A 22,625-nucleotide genomic window follows, 5' to 3' on the forward strand; every position below is an offset into this window, starting at 1 on the left:
CTGATGGGTGCCGGACATTCCCATGGTCACACGGATCATTCGGAGCCGACCCCCCGGGCTCTCGCCGCGCGCAAGCGGGCCAACTGGCTTCTCGCGGCGGTGCTGGTTCCGCTGACGCTCCTGACTCTGGCGGCCATGGCCATGATGTGGCCGTCAGGGGACAAGCAGGACCTGAAGCTGGCCAGCCCCTATGCCGCGGCACCTGGCGTGACGTTCGACACCGGCAAGATCCAGCGCGTGGTGGTGGAAAGCTGCACCCAGGGCGCCACGCCGCAGCAGGGCGCGCAGCCCGGCACCGGAGGGGAAGGCGCTGCCCAGCAGGGGAGCAACTGCACGTTCGCCTTCACTGAGCCGGACAAGGGCGGCAACCCCGTCAAAGTGGTGATCAACCCGGACGTCGTGAAATCCCACGGCGTTAAAGTCGGGGACAACATCCGCTACCTGAACCTCTCCAACGCCCAGGGCGCGTCGGCGGGACAGGGGGCGCCGGCCTACATCTTCGTGGACTTCGTCCGCACATTGCCCATCATCCTGCTGGCGGTCCTCTATGCCGTCGTGGTGATCGCCGTGGCGCGCTGGCGCGGGCTCCGGGCGCTGATCGGCCTGCTGGGTGCCTACGCGGTGCTGGTCACATTCATGCTGCCGGGGCTGGTGGAAGGAAAACCGCCGCTCCTGCTGGCGCTGGTGGGCTCCACGGTGATCATGATCGGGGTCCTCTATTTCGCGCACGGATTCTCGGCGCGCACGTCCACGGCGCTGCTGGGCACCATGTTCGGCCTGGGCATCACGGCGCTCCTCGCGGCCTGGGCCACCGACGCGGCAAACCTGGCCGGCGTGGGCAGCCACGACGCCGCGACCCTGGCCAATATTTCGGACAACATCTCCATTTCCGGGATCATCCTGTGCGGCCTGATCATCTCCGGGCTCGGCGTGCTGAACGACGTCACCATCACCCAGTCTTCCGCTGTGTGGGAACTGTATGAGCTTGCCCCGGAGACCAGCGCCCGCCAGCTCTTCTCCTCGGCCATGCGGATCGGCCGCGACCACATTGCGTCCACTGTCTACACCATCGCCTTCGCCTACGCGGGCGCCGCCCTGCCCATCCTCATCATCGTGATGCTGTACGACCGTCCCCTCGGCGAGGCGCTGACCAGCGCGGAACTGTCCGAGGAAGTCATCAGGACACTCGTCGGTTCCGTGGGCCTGGTGCTGGCCATCCCCGTCACCACGCTGATCGCCGTGCTGGTGGTCAAGGCCACCGGGATCAAACCGGCCGCCGGCCTTCAGCCGGGCGGCAACGCTTCCGGTAACAACCCCTCAGGGCGGGGTGTGGATCCCGACGACGTCGCGGACACCGGCGCGCTGTCGGCGGCGGCCGTGGTTTCGCGTGAGGCGCGGACGCGTGCGGCCGGTCCCCGCGCTTCCCGTGATTCCGGGAGCGAAGCAGGGCCCGAACTTGCCCGGAACGCCCGGCAGAAGGCCGTGCCCGGCGGTCGGCGCGCACGGCGAGCCGCGGAGCGGGAGTAACAGGACTCGCCGTCGTCGGGCGCATTTCAGCGGCCGGCTCGCCGATTTGCCCGGCTTTGAGACAATGAACGGGTGACTGTTGTAGCAACGCCTCCCGCCCCCAAGCTGGAACTCCCGCCCCTGAAGCTGGGACCCCTCACGGTGGACACCCCCGTGATCCTGGCTCCCATGGCGGGCATCACCAACTCCGCCTTCCGCCGCTTGTGCCGTGAATACGGCGGCGGCATGTACGTGGCCGAGATGGTCACCTCCCGCGCCCTCGTGGAGCGCACTCCCGAGTCGCTGCGCATCATCTCCCACGACGACGACGAAAAGGTCCGCTCCGTCCAGCTGTACGGTGTGGACCCGGTAACCGTGGGCGCCGCAGTGCGGATGCTGGTGGAAGAGGACAGGGCGGACCACATCGACCTCAACTTCGGCTGCCCGGTTCCCAAGGTGACCCGGCGCGGCGGCGGCTCGGCACTGCCCTGGAAGATCGACCTTTTCACCTCGATCGTCCAGACCGCGGTCAAGGAAGCGTCCAAGGGCAACGTCCCGCTCACCATCAAGATGCGCAAGGGCATCGACGAGGACCACCTCACTTACCTCGACGCGGGCCGGATCGCACGCGATGCCGGTGTCGCCGCCGTCGCGCTCCACGGCCGCACCGCGGCGCAGTTCTATTCCGGCCAGGCTGACTGGTCCGCCATCGCGCGGCTGCGTGAGGCACTGCCGGATGTGCCGGTGCTGGGCAACGGCGATATCTGGTCCGCGGAGGACGCTGTGCGGATGGTCCGCGAAACCGGCGTGGACGGCGTGGTGATCGGACGCGGCTGCCAGGGCCGTCCGTGGCTGTTCGGTGATCTCCAGGCCGCCTTCGAAGGCAGCGACACCCGCCATACGCCGAATCTGCGGCAAGTGGCGGAGGGGGTCTACCGCCATGCGGAACTGATGGTGGAAACCTTCGGTGACGAGGGCAAGGCCCTGCGTGAAATCCGCAAGCACATGGCCTGGTACTTCAAGGGTTACGTGGTGGGCGGCGAACTGCGCACCAGGCTGGCCCTGGTCACCAGTCTTGAAGTGCTGCGCGAAACACTGGCCGAACTGGACCAGGATTCCCCGTACCCCGGCGTGGACGCCGAAGGCCCGCGCGGCCGGGCGGGATCGCCCAAGAAGCCGGCTCTGCCCAAGGACTGGCTGGATTCCCGGGCGCTCAACGCCGAACAGTCCCAGGACATCGCCGCTGCGGAACTGGACGTGTCAGGTGGCTGAAACCCGCACCGCCGCCCCCGTGCTTCAGGGCTACGAGGCCCACGACTCCGCCCGCTGGGTGGAGGAACCGCCCAAGACAACGTACCGCTCCGATTTCGAACGGGACCGGGCGCGGGTCCTGCACTCGTCCGCGCTGCGCCGGCTGGGCGCCAAAACCCAGGTGGTGGCGCCGGACACTGACGACTTTGTCCGCACCCGGCTCACGCACAGCCTCGAGGTGGCCCAGGTGGGCCGCGAACTGGGCCGGACGCTCGGCTGCGACCCCGACGTGGTGGACACCGCCTGCCTAAGCCACGACCTCGGCCACCCGCCGTTCGGGCACAACGGCGAATCAGCGCTGAACGAAATGGCGCACGGCATCGGCGGGTTCGAGGGCAACGCCCAGACACTCCGGCTGCTGACCCGGCTCGAGCCCAAGGTCCTTGCCTCCGATGGGACGCCGGCCGGGCTGAACCTCACTCGCGCCAGCCTGGACGCCGCCGCCAAATACCCGTGGTCGGCGCTCAACGCGCCGGTGATCCACGGCCAGCGCACCAGCAAGTTCGGGGCCTATGAGGACGACCTCCCGATCTTCGACTGGCTCCGCCAGGGCGCCCCCGAGCGACGCTCCTGCCTGGAAGCGCAGGTCATGGACCTCGCCGACGATATCTCCTACTCCGTCCACGACGTCGAGGACGCCATCGTGGCAGGCCACTTCCAGCTCCGGTGGATGGATAACCCGGACCACCGCGCACGCGTGGTGGGATACGCCAAGCAGTGGTACCTGCCCCACAACGACCCCGCGGCCATCGACGCCGCCCTGGCCCGGCTTGAGGCCACGGACGTCTGGGTGCGCGAGGCCGACGGCAGCCGCAAGGCGATGGCCGCGCTGAAAGACATGACCAGCCAGCTGATAGGCAGGTTCTGCCAGAGCGCACTGGAAACCACGCGCGCTGTCTACGGCCCGGAAAACCTGACCAGATACAACGCCGAACTGATGGTGCCCGACGAGACCGTGATGGAAATCGCGGTCATGAAGGGCCTGGCCACCACCTTCGTGATGACCACCGAGCACCGCCAGCCGATCTACGAGCGCCAGCGGGAAGTGCTGCACGCCCTGGTGACGGCGCTGAACGCCACTGGAGACCGCCACCTGGAGCCGATGTTCGCCGCTGACTGGAGGGACGCGGCCGACGACGGCGCCCGCCTGCGGGTGGTCATCGACCAGGTCGCGTCACTCACCGACGGTTCCGCACTGGCCATGTACGAGCGGTTGGTCGGCAGCCTGCCGTCGCTTTGGTGACATTGGACGCAACCGCCATCCCGCCGTCGCCGGAGCAGCCAGCGGTGTCGCACCCGGGGACTAGGATGGCTTTGTGGCTGGGCTGATCAAACGCGAAGATATAGACGAGGTACGCCAGCGCACGGACATCAAGGAAGTCGTCGACGGCTACGTGACGCTCAAGGGCGCCGGCCTGGGCTCGTTCAAGGGCCTGTGCCCCTTCCACGACGAGCGCTCGCCGTCGTTCACGGTCCGCCCGCAGGTGGGCCGGTACCACTGCTTCGGCTGCGGCGAGGACGGCGACGTCATCTCCTTCGTCCAGAAGCTGGACCACACCTCCTTCCATGAAGCCGTGGAAAAGCTTGCCGCCAGAATCGGCTTTGAACTGCGCTATGAGGACGGCGGGACGGGTCCCAACCGGGAAGACGTGGGCAAGCGCCAGCGGCTCCTGGACGCCCACAAGGTGGCTGACGAGTTTTTCCGTGCCCAGCTTCTGACTCCGGGGGCAGCCGAAGGCCGCAACTTCCTTTACGGCCGCGGCTTTGACCGCGCCGCCGCGGAACAGTTCGGTGTGGGTTACGCGCCACAGGGGTGGGACGCCCTCCTCAAACACCTCCGCGGCCGCGGCTACACGGACGCGGAGCTCAAGCTGACAGGCATGTTTTCCGAAGGCAACCGGGGCATCTACGACCGCTTCCGCGGACGCCTGATCTGGCCCATCCGCGACATCGCCGGCGACACCATCGGCTTCGGCGCCCGGAAGCTGTACGAGGACGACCAGGGTCCCAAGTACCTCAACACTCCGGAAACCACGCTCTATAAGAAGTCCCAGGTGCTCTACGGCATCGACCTCGCCAAACGGAACATCGCCAAGGACCGCCAGCTGGTGGTGGTGGAGGGTTACACGGACGTGATGGCCTGCCATCTGGCCGGGGTTCCGACGGCGGTGGCCACCTGCGGCACTGCCTTCGGTGCCGACCACATCAAGATTGCCCGCCGGCTGCTGTCCGACGACGGCACCGGGGGAGAGGTCATCTTCACCTTCGACGGCGACGCCGCGGGCCAGAAGGCCGCCCTGCGGGCTTTTGAAGAGGACCAGAGATTCGTGGCGCAGACCTACGTCGCGGTGGAACCGACCGGCGCGGACCCGTGTGAGCTGCGCCAGGCCAAGGGGGACGCAGCCGTCCGGGACCTGATCGGTACCAGGCGGCCGCTGTTCGAATTCGCCATCAGGGCCTCCCTCAAGCGCCACAACCTGGACACGGTGGAAGGCCGAATCGCCGCGCTGCGGGAATCCGCGCCGGTAGTGGCGCAGATCCGCGATGCCGGCATCCGGCCCGCCTACGCACGCGAGCTTGCGGGCTGGCTCGGCATGCCCGTCGAGGAGGTCAGCCGGGCGGTGGCCGTCGCCGCCAAGCGTGCCGCCCAGGGCGAGGCGCCGGCAGGCCAGTCCGGGGGGCAGGGCGCGGGATCACAACGGACTGGCGCCGCTCCCGGAATTGCCGAGTTGCCGGCGTCGGGCGTGGTGCCTTCCTTCAACAGGCCCGATCCCCGCGACCCCGTCGCGTCCATGGAGCGGCAGGCCCTGGAAGTGGCGCTGCAGGAACCGGCCATGCTCGCCGGGGAGACCTGGGACCGATTCAGTGTGGCTACGTTCAGGACCCCTGCCTACCAGGCCGTCCACGACGCCATGCGCGCCTCCGGGCCGGGCCTGACGGGTGATCCGGTGCGCTGGGTTGAACAGGTGATGCACGAGGTGCCGGAGCCGCTCCGCCCGCTGGTCTCGGAGCTTGCCGTGGTGCCGCTGCCCGCGAGCAACGCAGAAGGGGTGCTCAAGTACTGCCGGGACATCCTGGCCAGGCTGTTCGAACTGCAGATCACCAGGGTCAAAGCGGACAAGATGGGGCAGTTGCAGCGGCTCGATGCCTCGGCTCATCCGGAGGAGTTCCAGCGGCTGAACCGTGAGCTGATGATGCTGGAAATGGAGCGCCGTTCGCTGCGTTCCGATGCCTGACGTCCGGTCGATTTCGTTCCCGATTTCACTTCCTGACGGGGGCTTGCTAGGCTAGTACCCGCTTCATTCCTCCTTAGCTCAATTGGCAGAGCATTCGACTGTTAATCGAAGGGTTGCTGGTTCAAGTCCAGCAGGAGGAGCGCGCAGTCCCCGTTCCGGGTTCCCGGGACGGGGACTTTTTTATACCCGGGGAGGGTATTACCGGCTGCCGGGGCAGCCGATTTCCCTTTGGGGCAAAACCTTTGCTAATGTCATACCTGCTTCATTCCTCCTTAGCTCAATTGGCAGAGCATTCGACTGTTAATCGAAGGGTTGCTGGTTCAAGTCCAGCAGGAGGAGCGGACAGGCCCCGTGGCCGGCGAACAGCCGGCCACGGGGCCTATTTTTTTGCCCGCTAGACGAAGTCCATCTCCACCTGCAGGAAGCGCTCGGCCTCGGCAATGGCGGCGTGGAACGCTTCCTCCTCGGTGGGGGACTTGCGCGGCTCCCGCGGGTGCCACTCGTGCGGGGCAGAGTGCACCCTGGTGAAGCCGGCGTTGGGCGGGGCATAGAAGATGCCGAACCGCTGCACGGGCCACTCAGGGGACGTCTCCGGCGCCACCAGCAGCGCGGCGTTGAACGCTGGATTGAACCACTGGGCGATCGGGCGTCGCCGGTCCTCAGTGAAGAGGCCTGCCGCGTACAGGGCTGCTGATTGGGCGCTGGTCTGGGAGCACAGGCGCTCCCACCACAGGGGCAGGATGCCGGCGTCGCATCGCTGCCACGTGGCCGGTAAGGGCTGATGGTGCTGCCAGTCGGGCACAGAACAACTTTATCGCGCGCTCAATTCCGGGAACAGGGCCGTTAGGGCCTGTTCCACGGGCCGGGATTGACCCGGTACAGGAGCGCGGAGCCGGCGATCGCACCTAGGATGATGCCCATGGCCGGGTTCCCCATCGCACGGCCGGCGAAATAGCCGGCGACGGCGCCAATCACCGCGCCGAGGAACAAACCCCTGCGGTTGCGGTGCGGTCTTTTGGCCATGGGTTCAGCGTACCGGGGCGCTGCGGGCCCTAGTGGATCGACGGAACGGTGCGCGGCCGGACCACGAGCCACAGTGCGGCGGCGGCCAGCAGGATGCTGGAAGCCTGGACGCCGCCCATGACCGTGGCCGAGATGTCACCAAACCAGCCCACCACGGGGGACACGATGCCGGCCATCATGAACGTCGCCGCTCCCAGCAGCGACGCGGCCGTTCCTGCCTGTGCTCCGTGCTTGGACAGTGCAAGGACCTGGACGCAGGGGAACGTGAAGCCGGTGCCGAGGATGTAGAACCAGAGCGGTACCATCACGCCCCAGAGCCCGAAGCCAAGCTGGTCGAACACGACGATCAGCACGGCCATCAGGAACATCCATGCGGTGGAGCAGGCCAGGATCCATTGCGGCGGAACCCGCCTGATCACCCGGGAGCTGGTCTGCACGCCGGCCACGATGCCCAGCGAGTTGATGCCGAAGAGCAGGCCGTATTGCTGGGGGGTGAAACCGTAGACGTCCTGGAAGAGGAAGGGAGAGGCTGAAAGGTACGCGAAGAGTCCGGCGAAGTTCATGCCGCCAAGCAGCAGCAGGCCTACGAAGATCCGGTCCGAAAACAGGAGCTTGTAGCGCTGGCCCGCTGTGAGGCCCGATTTTCCGCGGAGTTCGCGGGGGAGGGTTTCGCGGACCAGGAGGATGGCGGCGATGATCACCAGCGTGCCGTAGCCGGCCAGGAAGTAGAAGATGCCCGGCCAGGGCATGATCAGCAGCAGCTGGGAGCCGATGACCGGCGCCAGGATGGGGGCCAGGCCGTTCACCAGAGCCATCCGGGAGAACATCCGCACCATGGCGTACCCGCTGAACAGGTCCCGCACCATGGCCATTGCCACCACGCCGCCTCCGGCCGCACCGATGCCCATCAGCACCCGGAAAAGTCCCAGCGTGGCGAGGTCAGTGGAGAGCGCCGCGCCCACGGAAGCGGTGATGTGCAGGGCGGTGGCGAGGATCAACGGGAGCCGCCGGCCGAACTTGTCGCTCAGCGGCCCCACCACCAGCTGGCCCAGGGCGAAGCCAACGGTGGTGCCGGTCAGTGTGAGCTGGACTTCCGCTTCGGACACCCCGAGGCTGGCCTCGAGGGCGGGGAAGGCCGGGAGATAGAGGTCGATCGTAAAAGGGCCGAGTGCCGTCAGGGCGCCGAGGAGGAGGATGTACAGGAGTTTCCGGTTGCGGCTCAGGGAGTCGCCCGGATTGGCGGGGATGCTCACAGAGAACCATCCTATGGCCCTCAGATCGTACTTTTACAGCGTTGCAGGGCGCGCCACGTGTTATTACCCGAAGGAGGGCCCGAACCTGAATGATAGTTTTGACAGCGGGGAGTGTGTGAAGCCGCGCAGGCCCCCGGAATCCAGCGGAATCCGAATCAAAGATGGAACCAGTAAGGCGGGATCGATGAGCGGACGACACAGCGGCCGGAGCAAGGGCGGACTGAGTATTGGGGCACTGCCAAAAACGCTGAGGCTGGTTGCCAAACTGGCGCCTAGGCAGCTCAACGACGAGATCGCCCTCGCGAAGATCGAGATCAAGCAAAAGGGCATCCAGGTAGGAGTGGCGGCGGCATTCTTCGCCGTTGCGCTGCTGTTCGTGGCCTTCCTCGTCACCGGCCTCATCGTTGCCGCCATCATGGGCCTTGCCACCATCATGCCCGCCTGGCTGGCGGCCCTCCTGGTGTGTGCCGTCTTCCTCGTTATCGCCCTCATCGGTGCGCTGATCGGCCTGCGGAAATTCAAGAAGGCCATGCCTCTTGTCCCCGAAGACACCATCCGCGGCCTTAAGCACGATCTTGGCATCGCAAAGGAAGGCTCGGACTTCGACCCGGCCATCCTGGATCCGTCCTCCGACCAGGCCAAGGCCGCCAAGGCAGCCAAGGAAGCGAAGGCCGCACAGGAGAAGGCGGAGAAGGAAGCCAAGGCCGCTGCCGAGAAGATTGAACTGCCTGCCCCCACGGAAGCCGAGCTGCGGAGCCGCCTGGACAAGCGCCGCCGCCACCTGACCGGCGTCCGCGATGAACTTGGCGAGGAGCTCGACGTCAAGACCCAGGCGCAGATCCTGCTCGGCGCCACGCAGGCCCAGCTGAAGACCGGCACGGAACGCGCCGGCCGCCAGTTCGACTCCCTTGGCCGCTCTGCATCCGCCTTCCTGAACCGGGCCAACGAGGCGCAGGCCGGAGTGCGCTGGAAGCCGCTGGCAGCCCTGGCCGCATCGGCCGCCGTCTTCGTTGTCCTGCTCCGGAAGCTCCTTAAAGGCTAGGCCGGCCACTACCAGGACAGGGCAAAACGAGGACAGGGCACCACCAGGGCAGGGCATTACCCGCAGCGGGAACGGAAGGAGGGTAGGGATGAAGTTCATCAACGCCGGCGCGCGTCCGGGCCAGCGCCATGTGGACAGTGACGCGGTCTTCACCATCCCGAACATCCTGACGGTCCTCCGGTTCATGGGTGTGCCCCTTTTCATCTGGCTGGTGCTGGGTCAGAAGGAGTATGCCCTGGCCGCGCTTGTACTGGTCATCATGGGCAGCACGGACTGGGTGGACGGATACATTGCCCGCCGCTTCAACCAGACGTCCAGGCTGGGCCGGATCATGGATCCGATCGCGGACCGGCTGGCGCTCATTGCCGTGGCGGTCACCCTGGTGATTGCCGGCGTCGTGCAGTGGTGGTACCTGACCGCCCTGGTGGTCCCGGACGCCATCCTGCTGGCCGCTTCGCTTTTCTACTTCCGCAGCCACCCCGACCTTCCCGTCAGCCGCATCGGCAAAATCCGCACCGCGCTCCTCCTTGTGGGCACCCCGCTGCTGGTGCTCGCCAAACTGCCGATTCCGTTCACGGAGGCCTATTTCGTGGCGGCCTGGATCTTCCTTGGCCTCGGCCTGCTGGGCCACTGGGTGGCCGGCTACAACTACTTCCTGGCCATCGTCCGCAAGGGCCGGCTCAAAGCCGCTGGCAACGGCGGACCCGGCTGATGGTGTGGCTTGCCGTCTTCCTGGCGGTGCTTGGGGCCTTTTGCCTGGCCATAGGCGCACAACGCCAGGGCAGTGCGGTCAAAGCGGACACCGGCGGCCTTGCACTGAGCTCGCATGGATTCCTGCGGCTGATCCGGAACCCCCGCTGGGTGTTCGGGCTGTTGATGCTTTGTGCCGGCATGGCGATGAACGCCGTTGCCCTTGTATCGGCGCCGCTGACGGTGGTGCAGCCGATCGGTGCGATTGCCTTGGTCATCACCACGGTGGTGAACGCCAAGGACCAGGGCCTGAGCATCAACCGTGCCACCGTAGTGGCTATTTCAGCCTGCGTCACCGGCTCGGCGATGTTCGTCCTGCTGGCAGTGAACGTGACGCAGGAAAACCATCACGTGAGTTTCGACGACGAACTCACCATCGTGCTGCTGCTCACCCTGGCCGTGGGGCTGTTCGGCACCCTGGCGTTGGTGTTCAGACACCGGATGAGTGCCTTCATCTACATCCTGGGCGCCGGCGTGCTGTTCGGCTTCGTTGCGGTGCTCACGCGCATCATCGGCAAACACCTGCTTGATCCGAACGGACTCGCCCTGCTCAACGTGCAGTGGTATTCCGTGGTGGCCATCGCGGCTGCCGGCGGCCTGGGCTCGTGGTTCGTCCAGTCCGCTTACTCCGGCGGGCCGCCGGACCTGGTCATTGCCGGACTGACGGTCATCGACCCCATCGTGGGCATCGCCATCGGTATCGCCATCCTTGGAGAACTTCGGCCGGATGTCCACGCCGTATTGGCGATTGCCATGGGGGCAGCCGCATCCCTTGCTATCGTGGGGGTAATCGCCCTCTCGCGGCACCATCCCGAAGTGACCAAGCGCAAAAAGGACGCGCGCACGGCCGCTGGACGGGTGTCATAGGGGCGAGCGATATCCAGATTTCACCGGAAGTCCCGGCGCCACCGCGCCGAGGGACAGCAGGCCGCGACAGCCAGCGCTGACCGCACCGTGACCACCAGGAGCTCTCCACGTGACCATGCCCGACAGTCAGCAATCACTTACCATCCTGATTGCTGCGGACACCTACCCGCCCCACGTCAACGGAGCCGCGCAATTCGGATACCGGCTGGCCAAAGGCATGACTGCCCGGGGACACGACGTCCATGTCCTCGCCTGCCGGCCGGACAAGGGCAAGAGCTTCACCGAGTTTCGCTCGGAGGGCACTGTGCACCGGATCCGCTCCCACTCCGTGCCCACGCACGAGTACTTCCGGATCACCTTTCCCTGGGAAATCAAGAAGGAGATCAGCCTCCTCTTTGACCGCGTCAAGCCGGACGTGGTGCATATCCAGAGCCACTACATGATCGGCGAGCACGTGCTTTACGAAGCCGAGCGGCGCGGCGTCCGAATCGTGGCCACCAATCACTTCATGCCGGAGAACCTGAACCCGTTCCTGCCGTTTCCGCAGTGGTTCAAGGACATCGTGGGGCGCATCTCCTGGAAGGACATGGGAAAGGTGATGGGCAAGGCCGACGTCGTCACCACTCCAACGCCGCTCGCAGCCAAGGCGATGCACCAGCATGCGTTCCTCCGCAAGGTCCTGCCCCTGTCCAATGGCATCGATTCTGCTGCCTATGAGCTTCGGGACGGCGAGGTAATTGACCGGCACCCGCAGCCCACCGTGCTTTTTGCCGGTCGCCTCGCTGAGGAAAAGCACGTCAACGTCCTCATCGACGCGGTCGCGAAGACCCCGGCCGAACTGAACGTGCACCTGGAGATCGTAGGCGGCGGCGAGGTGCGGGCCGCCCTCGAAGCCCAGGTGGCAAGGCTGGGGCTGGAATCACGCGTGAAGTTCCTGGGCCTGGCCAGCGATGCCGAACTGCGCGAGGCGTACATCAAGGCGGACCTCTTCTGCATGCCCGGCACGGCTGAGCTTCAGTCGCTGGTCACGCTGGAGGCCATGTCTGCCTCCACCCCCGTGCTGCTGGCGGATGCGATGGCCCTGCCGCACCTGGTGCGCGACGGCGAGAACGGCTATCTGTTCACGCCCAACGACAGCGACGACCTTGCCGCGAAGATCACCCGCGTGCTTCAGCTCCCCGCTGAGGACCTTGCGGCGATGGGCAAGGCCAGCCGCTGCATGGTGGAGCCGCACAGCATCCAGGGGACGCTGCAGACGTTCGAGGACCTCTACTACGGCGCCAGCTACGACGACAAAGTCGTGTAATCCCACAAGCCGTGTAGTCCCTGGCCGCGTCATCCCACGGGACGTCATCCCAGCGTGCCGCCCGCGCCGGGATCGCTGGTGCGCGTATCAGGCGATTACTATTGCTAGAGTGTTTTTGCCCCGGAACTGCGGGGGCTCCCTCCGGAGCCTGCAGTCTGCGGGGCGCACGGGGCTATAGCTCAGCTGGTTAGAGCGCGGGACTCATAATCCTAAGGTCCTCGGTTCAAGTCCGAGTAGCCCTACCATCCACGGGAGCCGTGGCCGATGCAAAGACATCGGCCACGGCTCCTTTTGTGTCGCCGGCCGTGTTGCGTTGCCGCCGTGTTGTGTTGCCGCCGTGTTGAATTGCCCGGCCGCGAGCCGTTGTGCCCGCCTGCCCGGCGCCTGGGTTCTGTGAGCTGCTACCCGAAAGTAACTTATCGCTTGCCCCGGCGCTTCCGCTGCGATATGTTACTCGTGAGTAACTTACGCCGCCCTCGAAGCCGGGGACCTTTGGTCGCTGCTGATCACACCTGAAGGAACACCATGCCCAAAGCTGCAATCGACATCAACAACCTGCCGTACGCCGATGGCGACTTCTTCGCGTTCGAGCAGCTGCTCAGCGGCAAGGAGCGGGACCGGCTGGCCGAAGTCCGGGAGTTCCTGGCACGCGAGGTCAAGCCGATCGCGGTCGACTGCTGGAACCGCGCCGAGTTCCCGATGGACCTGATTCCGAAGCTGGCCGAGATCGACCTTGTCAGCCCCGTTCGGCGACAGGGCTACTCCAACCTCTTCGCCGGCGTCCTGCACGCCGAGGTCACACGCGCGGACACGTCCATTGCAACGTTCATGGGAGTCCACGACGGACTGTTCACCGGTTCCATCGAGGCCCTGGCCTCACAGGAGCAGCAGGAAGCCTGGCTGCCGGACATCTACTCGCTCCGGAAAATCGGCGCCTTCGGCCTCACCGAACCGCTGGGCGGCTCCGATGTTGCCGGCGGCACGCGTACCACTGCCCGCCGCGAAGGTGACAGCTGGATCCTCAACGGCGCCAAGCGCTGGATCGGCAACGCCACGTTCTCCGACTGGGTGGTCATCTACGCCCGCGACCTCGCCGACAACCAGGTCAAGGGCTTCCTGGTGGATACGGGGACAGGGGGCTACAGCGCCACGAAGATCGAAAACAAGATCTCACTCCGCACCGTGCAGAACGCCGACATCACTCTCGAAAACGTCGTGGTCCCGGACTTCTTCAAACTCGCCAACGCCAACAGCTTCCGGGACACCAACAAGGTCCTGAAAGTAACCCGCCTCGCCGTTGCCTGGCAGGCCGTCGGCCAGCAGCTCGCGGCCTTCGACGTCGCCCGGCGCTACGCAGTGGAGCGGAGCCAGTTCGGCCGGCCGATCGCCTCCTTCCAGCTGGTCCAAAACCAGCTGGTACAGATCCTTGGCAACGCCGTCAGCTCCATGGGCATGATGGTCCGCCTGTCCCAGCTCGAAGACGCGGGCGAAGCAAGGGATGAGCAGTCCGCCCTGGCCAAGGCGTTTACGACGGCGAGAATGCGCGAAAGCGTGGCCATCGGGCGCAGCCTCCTCGGCGGCAACGGCATCGTCACTGACTACGAAATGGCCAAAATCTTCTCGGACGCGGAAGCCATCTACTCCTACGAAGGCACCCACGAGATCAACACCCTGGTGACGGGCCGGGCAATCACCGGCATTTCCGCAATCGTCTAGGCAGCCTCACGGCGGGACCTCACGGCGGGACCTCACGGGGGCGCCTTCAGCGGAAGCAGGATGGAGGGCCGCAGGTCCTTCACCAGCGACAGCGGATTGATGTATTCCGCGCCACGCCGCACGCCCCAGTGAACGCACGGCATGGCTGCGCAGTGGCCCGGCTGAACCGTGCCGAGGATGTCTCCCTTCGATAGTGTGGCCCCGGCGGCAAGGACGCTTTCCACCGGCTCGAAACTGCTGCGGAGCCCGTTGCCGTGATCGATGGTGATCACCGGACGGTCCACCACCACGCCCACGAAGCTGACGGTTCCCGACTCCGGCGCGGTGACCTGGGCGCCGTCGAACGCCGCCTGGAGATCCACGCCCCGGTGCCCGCTCATCCACGGCTTGTCCGGGGGGTCGAATGCGCGGAGCACCGCTGGCCTGGGCGTCAGGGGCCAGCTCCAACCCGACGCCGGCGCTGGAGCGGGCACTGCCGCAGCGGCGGGCTCGGCCCACGAGGCCGGAGCCGTTGCCGACGCGGCCAGTATGAGGATTGCCAAGAGGATCCGGAGTTTCATTTCCTCAGCCTGCCCGCGCCGCGCATCACCGGACAGGGGCGCGTGGCGTTATGTGGATAAGGGTCGGGAAAAGAGTCCGCAAATGGCAAGGCGGCGGGCCCGGAAATGGTCGGATCCGGTGGGGCTGCTGTAGTACACTTGACGGAGCAGTTTGCTGTGCCCTCAACGATGCCCGGCCGGCGGTTCAAGTCACGTAATGGTCGCTTGGTCCTTTCGGTCGTTCTAGTCAGCACGTCTCATTCAGAGGTGTGGGGGAGCAGTAGCTGACTACGCGTATCCAGCCCTCCTCACAAGAAGCCGAAAACTTTCGGTGCGGAGGACTGCGCCTCCTGCGGTCCCTGCCATCTGGCACGGATGGGAAGCGCAGTGGATGCCAGGAGCAGCGCCCGCCTGGGCGAAGCTATTCAACCGTCAACTATTGGCAGGGTAAGAGAGCCTTGGGCTCTCTCATGAATGACCTGCCGGAAGGAGCGTCGGCATGCCCGTCGTAACTATGCGCCAGCTGCTTGACAGCGGCGTCCACTTTGGACACCAGACCCGTCGTTGGAACCCGAAGATGAAGCGATTCATCTTCACGGAGCGCAACGGCATCTACATCATCGACCTGCAGCAGTCGCTGTCCTACATCGACCGTGCCTACGAGTTCGTGAAGGCCACCGTTGCACACGGCGGCACCGTTCTCTTCGTCGGCACCAAGAAGCAGGCGCAGGAATCCATCGCCGAGCAGGCCACCCGCGTCGGCCAGCCGTACGTGAACCAGCGTTGGCTCGGCGGTATGCTGACCAACTTCCAGACGGTCTCCAAGCGAATCCAGCGCATGAAGGAACTCGAAGAGATCGACTTCGACGACGTCGCCGGTTCCGCTTACACCAAGAAGGAACTGCTGCTCCTTCGCCGTGAACTCACCAAACTGGAGACCAACCTCGGCGGTATCCGCAACCTGACCAAGGCACCGTCCGTGCTCTGGATCGTGGACACCAAGAAGGAACACCTCGCCGTTGACGAGGCCAAGAAGCTGAACATCCCGGTTGTTGCCATCCTGGACACCAACTGCGATCCGGACGAAGTCGACTTCCCGATCCCGGGCAACGACGACGCCATCCGCTCCGTCAACCTGCTTACCCGCGTTGTTGCTGACGCTGTTGCTGAGGGCCTGATCGCCCGTAACCAGCGCGCAACCGGCACCACGGAAGCTCCGGAAGAGCCGCTGGCCGAGTGGGAGCGCGAGCTCCTCGAAGGCAGCAAGACTGAAGAAGCTCCCGCCGCTGCTGAAGAAGCTCCCGCAGCCGCAGAGGAAGCCCCGGCAGCTGCCGAGGCACCCGAAGCCGCCGCCGGCGAAGCCGACGCTGCCAAGTAGGCAGACAAGTAAATCTGGACCATCCCCGGCACTGTCCGCAGTGCCGGGGGTTTCTGACAGGATGGCCGCTCACTCGGTGAGCTGCCGTCCTGTCAGTCCGTACACCACACAAAATTTCTAGACAGAGGGGTTCACATGGCGAACTACACTGCCGCTGATATCAAGGCTCTGCGTGAGCGCACTGGCGCCGGCATGATGGATGTCAAGAAGGCTCTTGACGAAGCCAACGGTGACGCCGAGAAGGCCATCGAGATCATCCGCATCAAGGGTCTGAAGGGCGCTACCAAGCGTGAAGGCCGCTCCACCGCAGAAGGCCTGGTTGCAGCCAAGGTTGACGGCGGCGTTGGCGTGATGATCGAAGTTAACTGCGAGACCGACTTCGTGGCAAAGGCTGACAAGTTCATCCAGCTCGCTGACAAGGTCCTGGCCATCGCGGTCGAGTCCGGCGCAGCCGACATCGAAACCCTGCTGGCCACCGAGGTTGACGGCAAGCCGCTGTCCGAGGTTGTCGTCGAAGAAGGCGCAATCCTGGGCGAAAAGGTTGTTGTCCGCCGTATTGCCCGCATCGAGGGCGGCACTGTTGACGCCTACCTGCACAAGACCTCCAAGGACCTCCCGGCCCAGGTCGGCGTCCTGTTCGCAGTCGAGGGCGAAGGCGAAGCAGCCGCAACCGCAGCACACGACGTTGCTGTCCACGTTGCCGCTATGGCTCCGAACTACCTGACCCGCGAAGACGTCCCGGCTGAGCTCGTTGAGTCCGAGCGCCGCATCGCCGAGGAGACGGCCAAGGCTGAGGGCAAGCCCGAAGCGGCCATGACCAAGATTGTGGAAGGCCGTGTCACGGGCTTCTACAAGGGCGAGGTGCTGGTTGACCAGGCATTCGCCAAGGACGCCAAGAAGTCCGTGGCGCAGATCCTCGACGAGGCCGGCGTCAAGGCTACGGCCTTCGCGCGTTTCCGCGTCGGTTCCTAGTTAGACACGCAAAGGGGTGGTCACTTCGGTGGCCGCCCCTTTTGCATGCAATCGCAGCCTCGCGGCTGCACGTACGGGCCGGGGAAATGACACCTTTGGCCATCGGGCACGATAACCTAGCTCAGAGCTCATTTACGGGAAGGCACCATGGAAACCGTCAACAATTCTGTCCAGTCAGAGAAGAGCCGGCGTCGCGTCCTCCTGAAGCTGTCCGGCGAGGTCTTCGGCGGCGGAAAGCTGGGCGTCGACCCTGATACCGTCCGCGGAGTCGCCAAGCAGATCGCCGCGGCAGTTCCCGACGTCGAGGTTGCGATCGTCGTCGGCGGCGGCAACTTCTTCCGCGGCGCCGAGCTGTCGCAGAGCGGCATGGACCGCTCCCGTGCCGACTACATGGGCATGCTGGGTACCGTGATGAACTGCCTCGCACTCCAGGATTTCCTGGAACAGGCCGGCGTGGAGACCCGTGTGCAGAGCGCCATCACCATGGGCCAGGTGGCCGAGGCCTACATCCCGCGCCGCGCCATCCGCCACATGGAAAAGAACCGCGTCGTGATCTTCGGCGCCGGCGCCGGACTGCCGTATTTCTCCACCGACACCGTTGCCGCCCAGCGTGCGCTGGAAGTCCATGCCGACGTCGTGCTGATGGCAAAGAGCGGAGTGGACGGCGTCTACACCGCCGACCCGAAGAAGGACCCCAGCGCGGAGAAGCTCGAACGGCTCAGCTACGACGACGCCCTGCGCCGCGATATCCGCGTGATGGACCAGACGGCCATGACCATGTGCAAGGACAACAACCTCACCATGGTGGTGTTCGGCATGGAAGGCGAAGGCAACGTGACCCGGGCCATCCGCGGCGAACAGCTGGGCACCATAGTCACTCCCTAGCAACAGCTAGGATGATTTGAGGAAGGCCGGCCCGGTGGGCAGGCCGCAAAGACGGAACGAACCGTGCATTCCGGCCAGCCGGAACACACCAATTTCTGAGGAGAGACCGTGATCGAAGATACCTTGCTCGAAGCCGGGGACAAGATGGACAAGGCTGTCGAGGTAGCCAAGGAAGACTTCGCCTCGATCCGCACCGGGCGGGCCAACCCGGGCCTCTACAACAAGGTGCTGGTGGACTACTACGGCTCACCCACGCCGCTGCAGCAGCTGGCCTCCTTCGCGATCCCGGACGCCCGCACCATCCTCATCACGCCGTTCGACAAGACGGCCCTGCGGGACATTGAGCGCGCCCTGAGCGACTCCGAGGTTGGCGCCAACCCGTCCAACGACGGCAACGTCATCCGGATCACCATCCCGGAGCTGACCAAGGAACGCCGCAAGGAATACGTCAAGATCGTCAAGGCCAAGGGCGAGGACGCCAAGGTATCCATCCGGAACATCCGCCGCAAGGCCAAGGAAACCCTGGACAAACTGGTCAAGGACGGCGAAGCCGGCGAGGACGAAGGCGCGCGGGGCGAGAAGGAACTCGACGCCCTGACCAAGGCGCACGTTGAGGGCATCGACGACCTGCTCAAGCGCAAGGAAGCCGAGCTGCTCGAGGTCTGATGGATCAGGCACAGCAGGCGCCCGGACACAGAGTCCGGGCCCGGGGGAAGCAGCGCTCCAACCCAACGCCCAAGGCCGGAAGGAACCTTCCAGCCGCCACAGCGGTGGGCCTGGCGATGCTTTTCGCCGTATTGGGGGGTCTCCTGTTCCTGCCGCTCGGCTTCGTCCTGGTCACCACCACCTTCGCGGTGTTCGGCGTCTGGGAGATCTTCCGGGCGCTGGAGGTAAGCGGCACCCGCCTGCCCATCGTCCCTGTGATGGTGGGCACCGTGGGAATGCCGCTGGCCGCCTACTTCGGCGGACTGGAGAGCCTGCTTTTTGCGCTGTTGGCCAGCAGCGTGGCGGTCCTGTTGTGGCGGACCATCGAGAGCGCAGCAGGATCAGCCCGCAGCATCTTCGCGGGCGTCTTCACCCTGGCCTGGGTGCCGTTCTTCATCAGCTTCGCGATCCTGCCGCTGCATGCGGTGGGAACCGCCACCCCGGTTGGCCTGTGGCCCGGCGGCGTGATTCCCCCCGGTGCATGGCAGATCGCCACGATGCTCCTGCTGGTTGTTTCCAACGACACCTTCGGCTACCTGGTGGGTGCTTCCTTCGGGAAGCATCCCATGGCGCCCAAGATCAGCCCCAAGAAATCGTGGGAAGGCTTCGCCGGTTCGATCGGCGGAGCCATAGCCGTGGGTGTCCTGGCATGCCTCTTCCTGCTGGACAAGCCCTGGTGGGTCGGGGTGGTGCTGGCAGTCGGCATGGTGGCGGCGGCAACCACCGGCGATCTCGCCGAATCCATGGTCAAGCGGGAACTGGGCATCAAGGACATGAGCAGCATCCTGCCCGGACACGGCGGAGTAATGGACCGCCTGGACTCAATCGTCTTCGCCTCACCGGCGGCGTTTATCCTGTTCACGGCTGTTTCCGGAGCCTGAGGCATCCCGCCCGGCAACCGTTCGGCACCTTAGACTGGTGCGGAGCAATACAGCTGAACAGCACTGAAGGAAGCAAAAGTGACAGTGGACATTCACAGGCAGATACCTGCGTCATTTGACCGCGTGCAGCGGAACGAATACGGCTACAACGCCAAACAGGTGGACCAGTTCCTCCAGCGCGCACGGGTTTCGTTTGAGAATCCGGGAGCAGCAGCCCAGACCATCAAGAGTGCCGACGTCCGGGCCGTCTGCTTCGATCCCGTCAAGGGCGGATACGCCGCGGCCGGGGTTGACGCTGCACTGGACCGCCTGGAAGACGCCTTCGCCCGGCGCGAGCGCGATGACCTGATCGAGGCGCGCGGCGAGGACGCCTGGCTGCGTGAAATCGGTAAGCTGTCCGGCCTGCTGCGGGGCCGGCTTCACCGTCCCGACGGCGACCGGTTCCGCCGGCCGGCCGGCAGCCGCGGCCGAAGCTATAACACCGTGGACGTGGACAACCTGTGCCGGGACCTCATCGGGTACCTCGAAGAGGACCAGCCGCTCAGTGTCGACAATGTCCGCCGCGCGGTCTTCCGTCCGGCCAAGGGCAAGGACGGCTACGAAGAAACCCAGGTGGACGCCTTCCTCGACCGCGTGGTCGAGCTGATGGCCGCCATCGACTAACTCGGCCCTAGCGTTCGGTGGCCAGCGGCCGTTCCGGCGTGTGCAACCTGGTCATCACCTTCGTCAGGGTCCTCGGCACGCGGTCCTTGGTGGCACGGGACACCAGGACCATCATGGCGAAAGCAGCCGGTACTGTCCAGGCGGCGGGCTGGGCGAGCCACGGCGGCATCGCGGCGCCGGAAGCGGCCGGACCGGACAGGGGACCGGCAAACACGGCGCCGGCAACCAGCGCCCCGCCGCACAGGATTCCTCCCGTTACCATTCCGGCAATGGCGCCGGCATCGGTAAGGCCTCGCCACCAGATCCCAAGCAGCAAGGCGGGGCAAATGGTGGACGCGGTGAAGGCGAACACGAGGCCCACGCTGCCTGCCAGGGCCAGCGAGTCCGTCATGAACGCGAAGCCCAGCGGAACCGTGGCGGAAATCAGCGCGGCGAGCCGGAAACCGCGGACGCTCCCGCCCAGCACGTCCTGGCTGATGACGCCTGCCAGCGATACCACCAGGCCTGACGTGGTGGACAGGAACGCGGCGAACGCCCCTGCCACCACAAGCGCGGAGAGCATGTCCCCGGCCGGTCCTCCGATCAGCCGGCCCGGCAGCAGCAGCACCAGGGCATCCGACCGGCCGCTCTGGGCGAGGCCCGGAGCGAACATCCGCCCGGCCAGTCCGTAAGCAGTGGGAAAGAGATAGAAAACGGACAGCAGGCCCAGCACGATCAGCGTAGTGCGACGCGCCGACTGCCCGTCAGGGTTGGTATAGAACCGCACCAGGACGTGCGGCAGGCCCAGGGTCCCGAAGAGCAGGGCAACCAGCAGCGAGATGTTTTGGTAGGGGCCGGTGGGTGCCAGCCCGGTGGGGTTGGTGTTGGCTTCGGCCACCGCCGGGGTTCCGTTGCCGGCCAGCACCAGGGCGATGAACACGATAGGCACCGCCAGTGCCGTCAGCTTAAGCCAGTACTGGAACGCTTGCACGAACGTAATGGAACGCATCCCGCCGGCCAGTACCGTCAGACACACCACGATGACCACGGCCACGGACCCCACCCAGGACGGAAGCCCCGTGGTGATGCGGATCGTCAGGGCTGCACCATGGAGTTGCGGCACGATGTAGAGCCAGCCCACCACCACAACCGCCAGGCTGGTGACCCTGCGGACCGCCCGCGAATCCAGGCGAACCTCGGTGAAATCAGGAATCGTATAGGCGCCGGAGCGCCGCAGCGGAGCAGCGACGAAGAGCAGCAGCATCAGGTACCCCGCGGTGTAGCCGATGGGAAACCAGAGGGCATCCGTGCCGGAGAGCAGGATCAGCCCGGCCACGCCAAGGAAACTGGCGGCGGAGAGGTACTCGCCGCCGATCGCGGACGCATTCCACCACGGCCGGACGGTCCGCGAGGCCACGTAGAAGTCTCCGGTCGTGCGTGAAATCCGCAGCCCGTAGAATCCGATGACCGCCGTGGCCACGGACACGGCGACCAGCGCGGCGATGCCCACCACCGGGTTCAACGCCGCCTCACCTGTCCTCCGCCAGGTCCCGGTAACGGGCCTCGTTCCGGGTCGCTGTCCGGATGTACAGCCACGCACTGAGCCCGATCACCGGGTAGATTCCGGCGCCGAGGAGGAACCAGCCGAAGGGTATGCCCGCGATCTTCGATTCCGCCAGCCCGGGAACCAGTCCCAGCATGAGGGGGAAGGCCAGCAGGATCAGCAGGAACCCGGCGGCCACCACCACCGCCAGGCGAAGCTGCGTCCGGATCAAAGACCGCACGAACACCTGGCCTACGTCCGATTCCTCGGCGGCCTCCCGCGATTCCAGCACAGGCATTGCGGCGGACCGCGGGGCCGTCACCCTCACGCGCGTCATGCCTGCGGCCGGATCCGCGTTGTTTCGAGCTTCTCCCGGACCGACGGCAGGTGGCGGCGGCTGATGGGCAGTTCGGCCCCGGCCACGGTGACGGTGGGGCGGGCTGCGGCGAGCTTCATATGGCTGACATGGTTGAGGGCGATGAGGTAGGAGCGGTGCGTGCGGAGGAAGCCGGCCTCGGCCCACTGCTGCTCCAGGTCCGCCAAGGGCACGCGGATGAGGTAACTGGACTCGGTGGTGTGCAGCCGCGCGTAGTCACCCTGGGCCTGGACGTACGTGACGTCGTCGCGCCTGATCATCCGGGTGGTGCCGCCGAGATCCACCGTGATCATTTCCGGCGTCGCGGCGCCGTCCTTCATGAGTTCGCAGATGCGGCCCACAGACCTGGCCAGGCGTTCCGCGCGTACGGGCTTCAGCAGGTAGTCGACGGCGGCGAGTTCGAACGCTTCCAGCGCGCACTCTTCGTCCGCGGTGACGAAGACGACTGCCGGGGGATTGCTGCTGCGCGAGATGGCCCGGGCGATGTCCAGGCCGGACAGGGCGGGCATGTGGATGTCGAGGAACACCGCGTCCACGGCTTCGGCGTCGAGCACCCGGAGGGCCTGGGCACCGGACGACGCCCGGTGGATGGCCCCGATCCGGTCGTCCCGGCCGAGCAGGAACGCCAGCTCCTCGACAGCGGGGAGTTCGTCGTCGGCGACGAGGACGTTGATCATGCTTCTAGGTTATCCCG

At 65.8% G+C, this 22,625-nt stretch carries 22 protein-coding genes and 3 tRNA genes; 18 read left to right on the plus strand and 7 right to left on the minus strand.

The window, feature by feature from the left end:
- Nucleotides 1–3 precede the first annotated feature (3 nt).
- The 6 genes from J2805_RS15520 to J2805_RS15545 all read left to right on the plus strand — a co-directional run bounded on the left by J2805_RS15520 (nucleotide 4) and on the right by J2805_RS15545 (nucleotide 6,392).
- A complete protein-coding gene (locus J2805_RS15520) occupies nucleotides 4–1,527 on the plus strand; it encodes a YibE/F family protein (RefSeq protein ID WP_309977759.1) in 1,524 nt (507 codons plus the stop codon).
- A gap of 72 nt (nucleotides 1,528–1,599) precedes the next feature.
- A complete protein-coding gene (dusB, locus tag J2805_RS15525; RefSeq protein WP_309977761.1) occupies nucleotides 1,600–2,778 on the plus strand; it encodes a tRNA dihydrouridine synthase DusB in 1,179 nt (392 codons plus the stop codon).
- A complete protein-coding gene (locus tag J2805_RS15530) occupies nucleotides 2,771–4,060 on the plus strand; it encodes a deoxyguanosinetriphosphate triphosphohydrolase (protein WP_309977764.1) in 1,290 nt (429 codons plus the stop codon). Before dusB ends, J2805_RS15530 begins: the two co-directional genes overlap by 8 nt.
- A gap of 73 nt (nucleotides 4,061–4,133) precedes the next feature.
- Nucleotides 4,134–6,053 carry a DNA primase gene (gene dnaG / locus J2805_RS15535; RefSeq protein ID WP_309977767.1) on the plus strand — a complete coding sequence of 640 codons (1,920 nt, stop codon included), beginning with the start codon at nucleotides 4,134–4,136 and terminating at the stop codon, nucleotides 6,051–6,053.
- Between the two features lie 67 nt (nucleotides 6,054–6,120).
- Nucleotides 6,121–6,193: transfer RNA gene (locus J2805_RS15540), tRNA-Asn, on the plus strand.
- 126 nt (nucleotides 6,194–6,319) lie between these two features.
- Nucleotides 6,320–6,392: transfer RNA gene (locus J2805_RS15545), tRNA-Asn, on the plus strand.
- 55 nt (nucleotides 6,393–6,447) lie between these two features.
- On the opposite strand, the gene J2805_RS15550 is transcribed toward J2805_RS15545, so the two are convergent.
- Genes J2805_RS15550 through J2805_RS15560 form a run of 3 tightly spaced genes read right to left on the minus strand, consistent with a single transcriptional unit; the run spans nucleotide 6,448 to nucleotide 8,329 of the window.
- Nucleotides 6,448–6,855 (minus strand): hypothetical protein, encoded by a 408-nt coding sequence (locus J2805_RS15550; RefSeq protein ID WP_309977770.1) that lies wholly within the window; start codon nucleotides 6,853–6,855, stop codon nucleotides 6,448–6,450.
- Nucleotides 6,856–6,896: 41 nt separating this feature from the next.
- Nucleotides 6,897–7,076, minus strand: coding sequence for a hypothetical protein (locus J2805_RS15555; protein WP_309977774.1), 180 nt, complete (start codon nucleotides 7,074–7,076; stop codon nucleotides 6,897–6,899).
- A gap of 29 nt (nucleotides 7,077–7,105) precedes the next feature.
- Nucleotides 7,106–8,329 (minus strand): multidrug effflux MFS transporter, encoded by a 1,224-nt coding sequence (locus J2805_RS15560; protein ID WP_309977777.1) that lies wholly within the window; start codon nucleotides 8,327–8,329, stop codon nucleotides 7,106–7,108.
- A gap of 184 nt (nucleotides 8,330–8,513) precedes the next feature.
- Here J2805_RS15560 and J2805_RS15565 point away from each other — a divergent pair, with 184 nt between their 5' ends.
- The 6 genes from J2805_RS15565 to J2805_RS15590 all read left to right on the plus strand — a co-directional run bounded on the left by J2805_RS15565 (nucleotide 8,514) and on the right by J2805_RS15590 (nucleotide 14,010).
- Nucleotides 8,514–9,371: a phage holin family protein gene (locus J2805_RS15565; RefSeq protein ID WP_309977779.1), complete on the plus strand. Its 858-nt coding sequence runs from the start codon at nucleotides 8,514–8,516 to the stop codon at nucleotides 9,369–9,371.
- A gap of 88 nt (nucleotides 9,372–9,459) precedes the next feature.
- Nucleotides 9,460–10,083 carry a CDP-alcohol phosphatidyltransferase family protein gene (locus tag J2805_RS15570; protein WP_309977782.1) on the plus strand — a complete coding sequence of 208 codons (624 nt, stop codon included), beginning with the start codon at nucleotides 9,460–9,462 and terminating at the stop codon, nucleotides 10,081–10,083.
- Entirely contained in the window at nucleotides 10,083–10,988 is a 906-nt protein-coding gene (locus J2805_RS15575) for a DMT family transporter (protein ID WP_309977785.1), read from the plus strand. Before J2805_RS15570 ends, J2805_RS15575 begins: the two co-directional genes overlap by 1 nt.
- A 115-nt stretch (nucleotides 10,989–11,103) precedes the next feature.
- On the plus strand, nucleotides 11,104–12,294 hold the full coding sequence (locus J2805_RS15580) for a glycosyltransferase (protein ID WP_396134386.1): 1,191 nt from the start codon (nucleotides 11,104–11,106) through the stop codon (nucleotides 12,292–12,294).
- Between the two features lie 168 nt (nucleotides 12,295–12,462).
- A tRNA-Ile gene (locus tag J2805_RS15585) sits at nucleotides 12,463–12,539 on the plus strand.
- A gap of 280 nt (nucleotides 12,540–12,819) precedes the next feature.
- The gene (locus J2805_RS15590; RefSeq protein ID WP_309977789.1) at nucleotides 12,820–14,010 is read left to right on the plus strand and encodes an acyl-CoA dehydrogenase family protein; all 1,191 of its coding nucleotides are present in this window, start codon (nucleotides 12,820–12,822) and stop codon (nucleotides 14,008–14,010) included.
- A gap of 32 nt (nucleotides 14,011–14,042) precedes the next feature.
- Here J2805_RS15590 and J2805_RS15595 read toward each other — a convergent pair whose 3' ends face one another.
- Nucleotides 14,043–14,570 (minus strand): M23 family metallopeptidase, encoded by a 528-nt coding sequence (locus J2805_RS15595; protein WP_309977791.1) that lies wholly within the window; start codon nucleotides 14,568–14,570, stop codon nucleotides 14,043–14,045.
- Nucleotides 14,571–15,048: 478 nt separating this feature from the next.
- Here J2805_RS15595 and rpsB point away from each other — a divergent pair, with 478 nt between their 5' ends.
- The 6 genes from rpsB to J2805_RS15625 all read left to right on the plus strand — a co-directional run bounded on the left by rpsB (nucleotide 15,049) and on the right by J2805_RS15625 (nucleotide 20,033).
- The gene (gene rpsB, locus J2805_RS15600; RefSeq protein WP_309977792.1) at nucleotides 15,049–15,927 is read left to right on the plus strand and encodes a 30S ribosomal protein S2; all 879 of its coding nucleotides are present in this window, start codon (nucleotides 15,049–15,051) and stop codon (nucleotides 15,925–15,927) included.
- 135 nt (nucleotides 15,928–16,062) lie between these two features.
- The gene (tsf, locus tag J2805_RS15605) at nucleotides 16,063–16,899 is read left to right on the plus strand and encodes a translation elongation factor Ts (RefSeq protein WP_309977793.1); all 837 of its coding nucleotides are present in this window, start codon (nucleotides 16,063–16,065) and stop codon (nucleotides 16,897–16,899) included.
- A 147-nt stretch (nucleotides 16,900–17,046) separates the two neighbouring features.
- Nucleotides 17,047–17,784 carry a UMP kinase gene (gene pyrH / locus J2805_RS15610; protein WP_309977794.1) on the plus strand — a complete coding sequence of 246 codons (738 nt, stop codon included), beginning with the start codon at nucleotides 17,047–17,049 and terminating at the stop codon, nucleotides 17,782–17,784.
- Between the two features lie 108 nt (nucleotides 17,785–17,892).
- Nucleotides 17,893–18,450: a ribosome recycling factor gene (gene frr / locus J2805_RS15615; RefSeq protein ID WP_309977797.1), complete on the plus strand. Its 558-nt coding sequence runs from the start codon at nucleotides 17,893–17,895 to the stop codon at nucleotides 18,448–18,450.
- Entirely contained in the window at nucleotides 18,450–19,370 is a 921-nt protein-coding gene (locus J2805_RS15620) for a phosphatidate cytidylyltransferase (RefSeq protein ID WP_309977798.1), read from the plus strand. Before frr ends, J2805_RS15620 begins: the two co-directional genes overlap by 1 nt.
- A gap of 78 nt (nucleotides 19,371–19,448) precedes the next feature.
- Complete coding sequence (locus J2805_RS15625; protein WP_309977800.1) at nucleotides 19,449–20,033, plus strand: DivIVA domain-containing protein; 585 nt, start codon at nucleotides 19,449–19,451, stop codon at nucleotides 20,031–20,033.
- Between the two features lie 7 nt (nucleotides 20,034–20,040).
- On the opposite strand, the gene J2805_RS15630 is transcribed toward J2805_RS15625, so the two are convergent.
- Genes J2805_RS15630 through J2805_RS15640 form a run of 3 tightly spaced genes read right to left on the minus strand, consistent with a single transcriptional unit; the run spans nucleotide 20,041 to nucleotide 22,608 of the window.
- Complete coding sequence (locus J2805_RS15630; protein ID WP_309977802.1) at nucleotides 20,041–21,534, minus strand: sodium/solute symporter; 1,494 nt, start codon at nucleotides 21,532–21,534, stop codon at nucleotides 20,041–20,043.
- Between the two features lie 7 nt (nucleotides 21,535–21,541).
- On the minus strand, nucleotides 21,542–21,892 hold the full coding sequence (locus tag J2805_RS15635) for a DUF485 domain-containing protein (protein ID WP_309977804.1): 351 nt from the start codon (nucleotides 21,890–21,892) through the stop codon (nucleotides 21,542–21,544).
- Nucleotides 21,889–22,608 (minus strand): LytR/AlgR family response regulator transcription factor, encoded by a 720-nt coding sequence (locus J2805_RS15640; protein WP_309977806.1) that lies wholly within the window; start codon nucleotides 22,606–22,608, stop codon nucleotides 21,889–21,891. Before J2805_RS15640 ends, J2805_RS15635 begins: the two co-directional genes overlap by 4 nt.
- Nucleotides 22,609–22,625: the final 17 nt, after the last annotated feature.

The sequence above is a fragment of the Arthrobacter oryzae genome, assembly GCF_031454875.1.
Taxonomy (GTDB): Bacteria; Actinomycetota; Actinomycetes; order Actinomycetales; family Micrococcaceae; genus Arthrobacter; species Arthrobacter oryzae_D.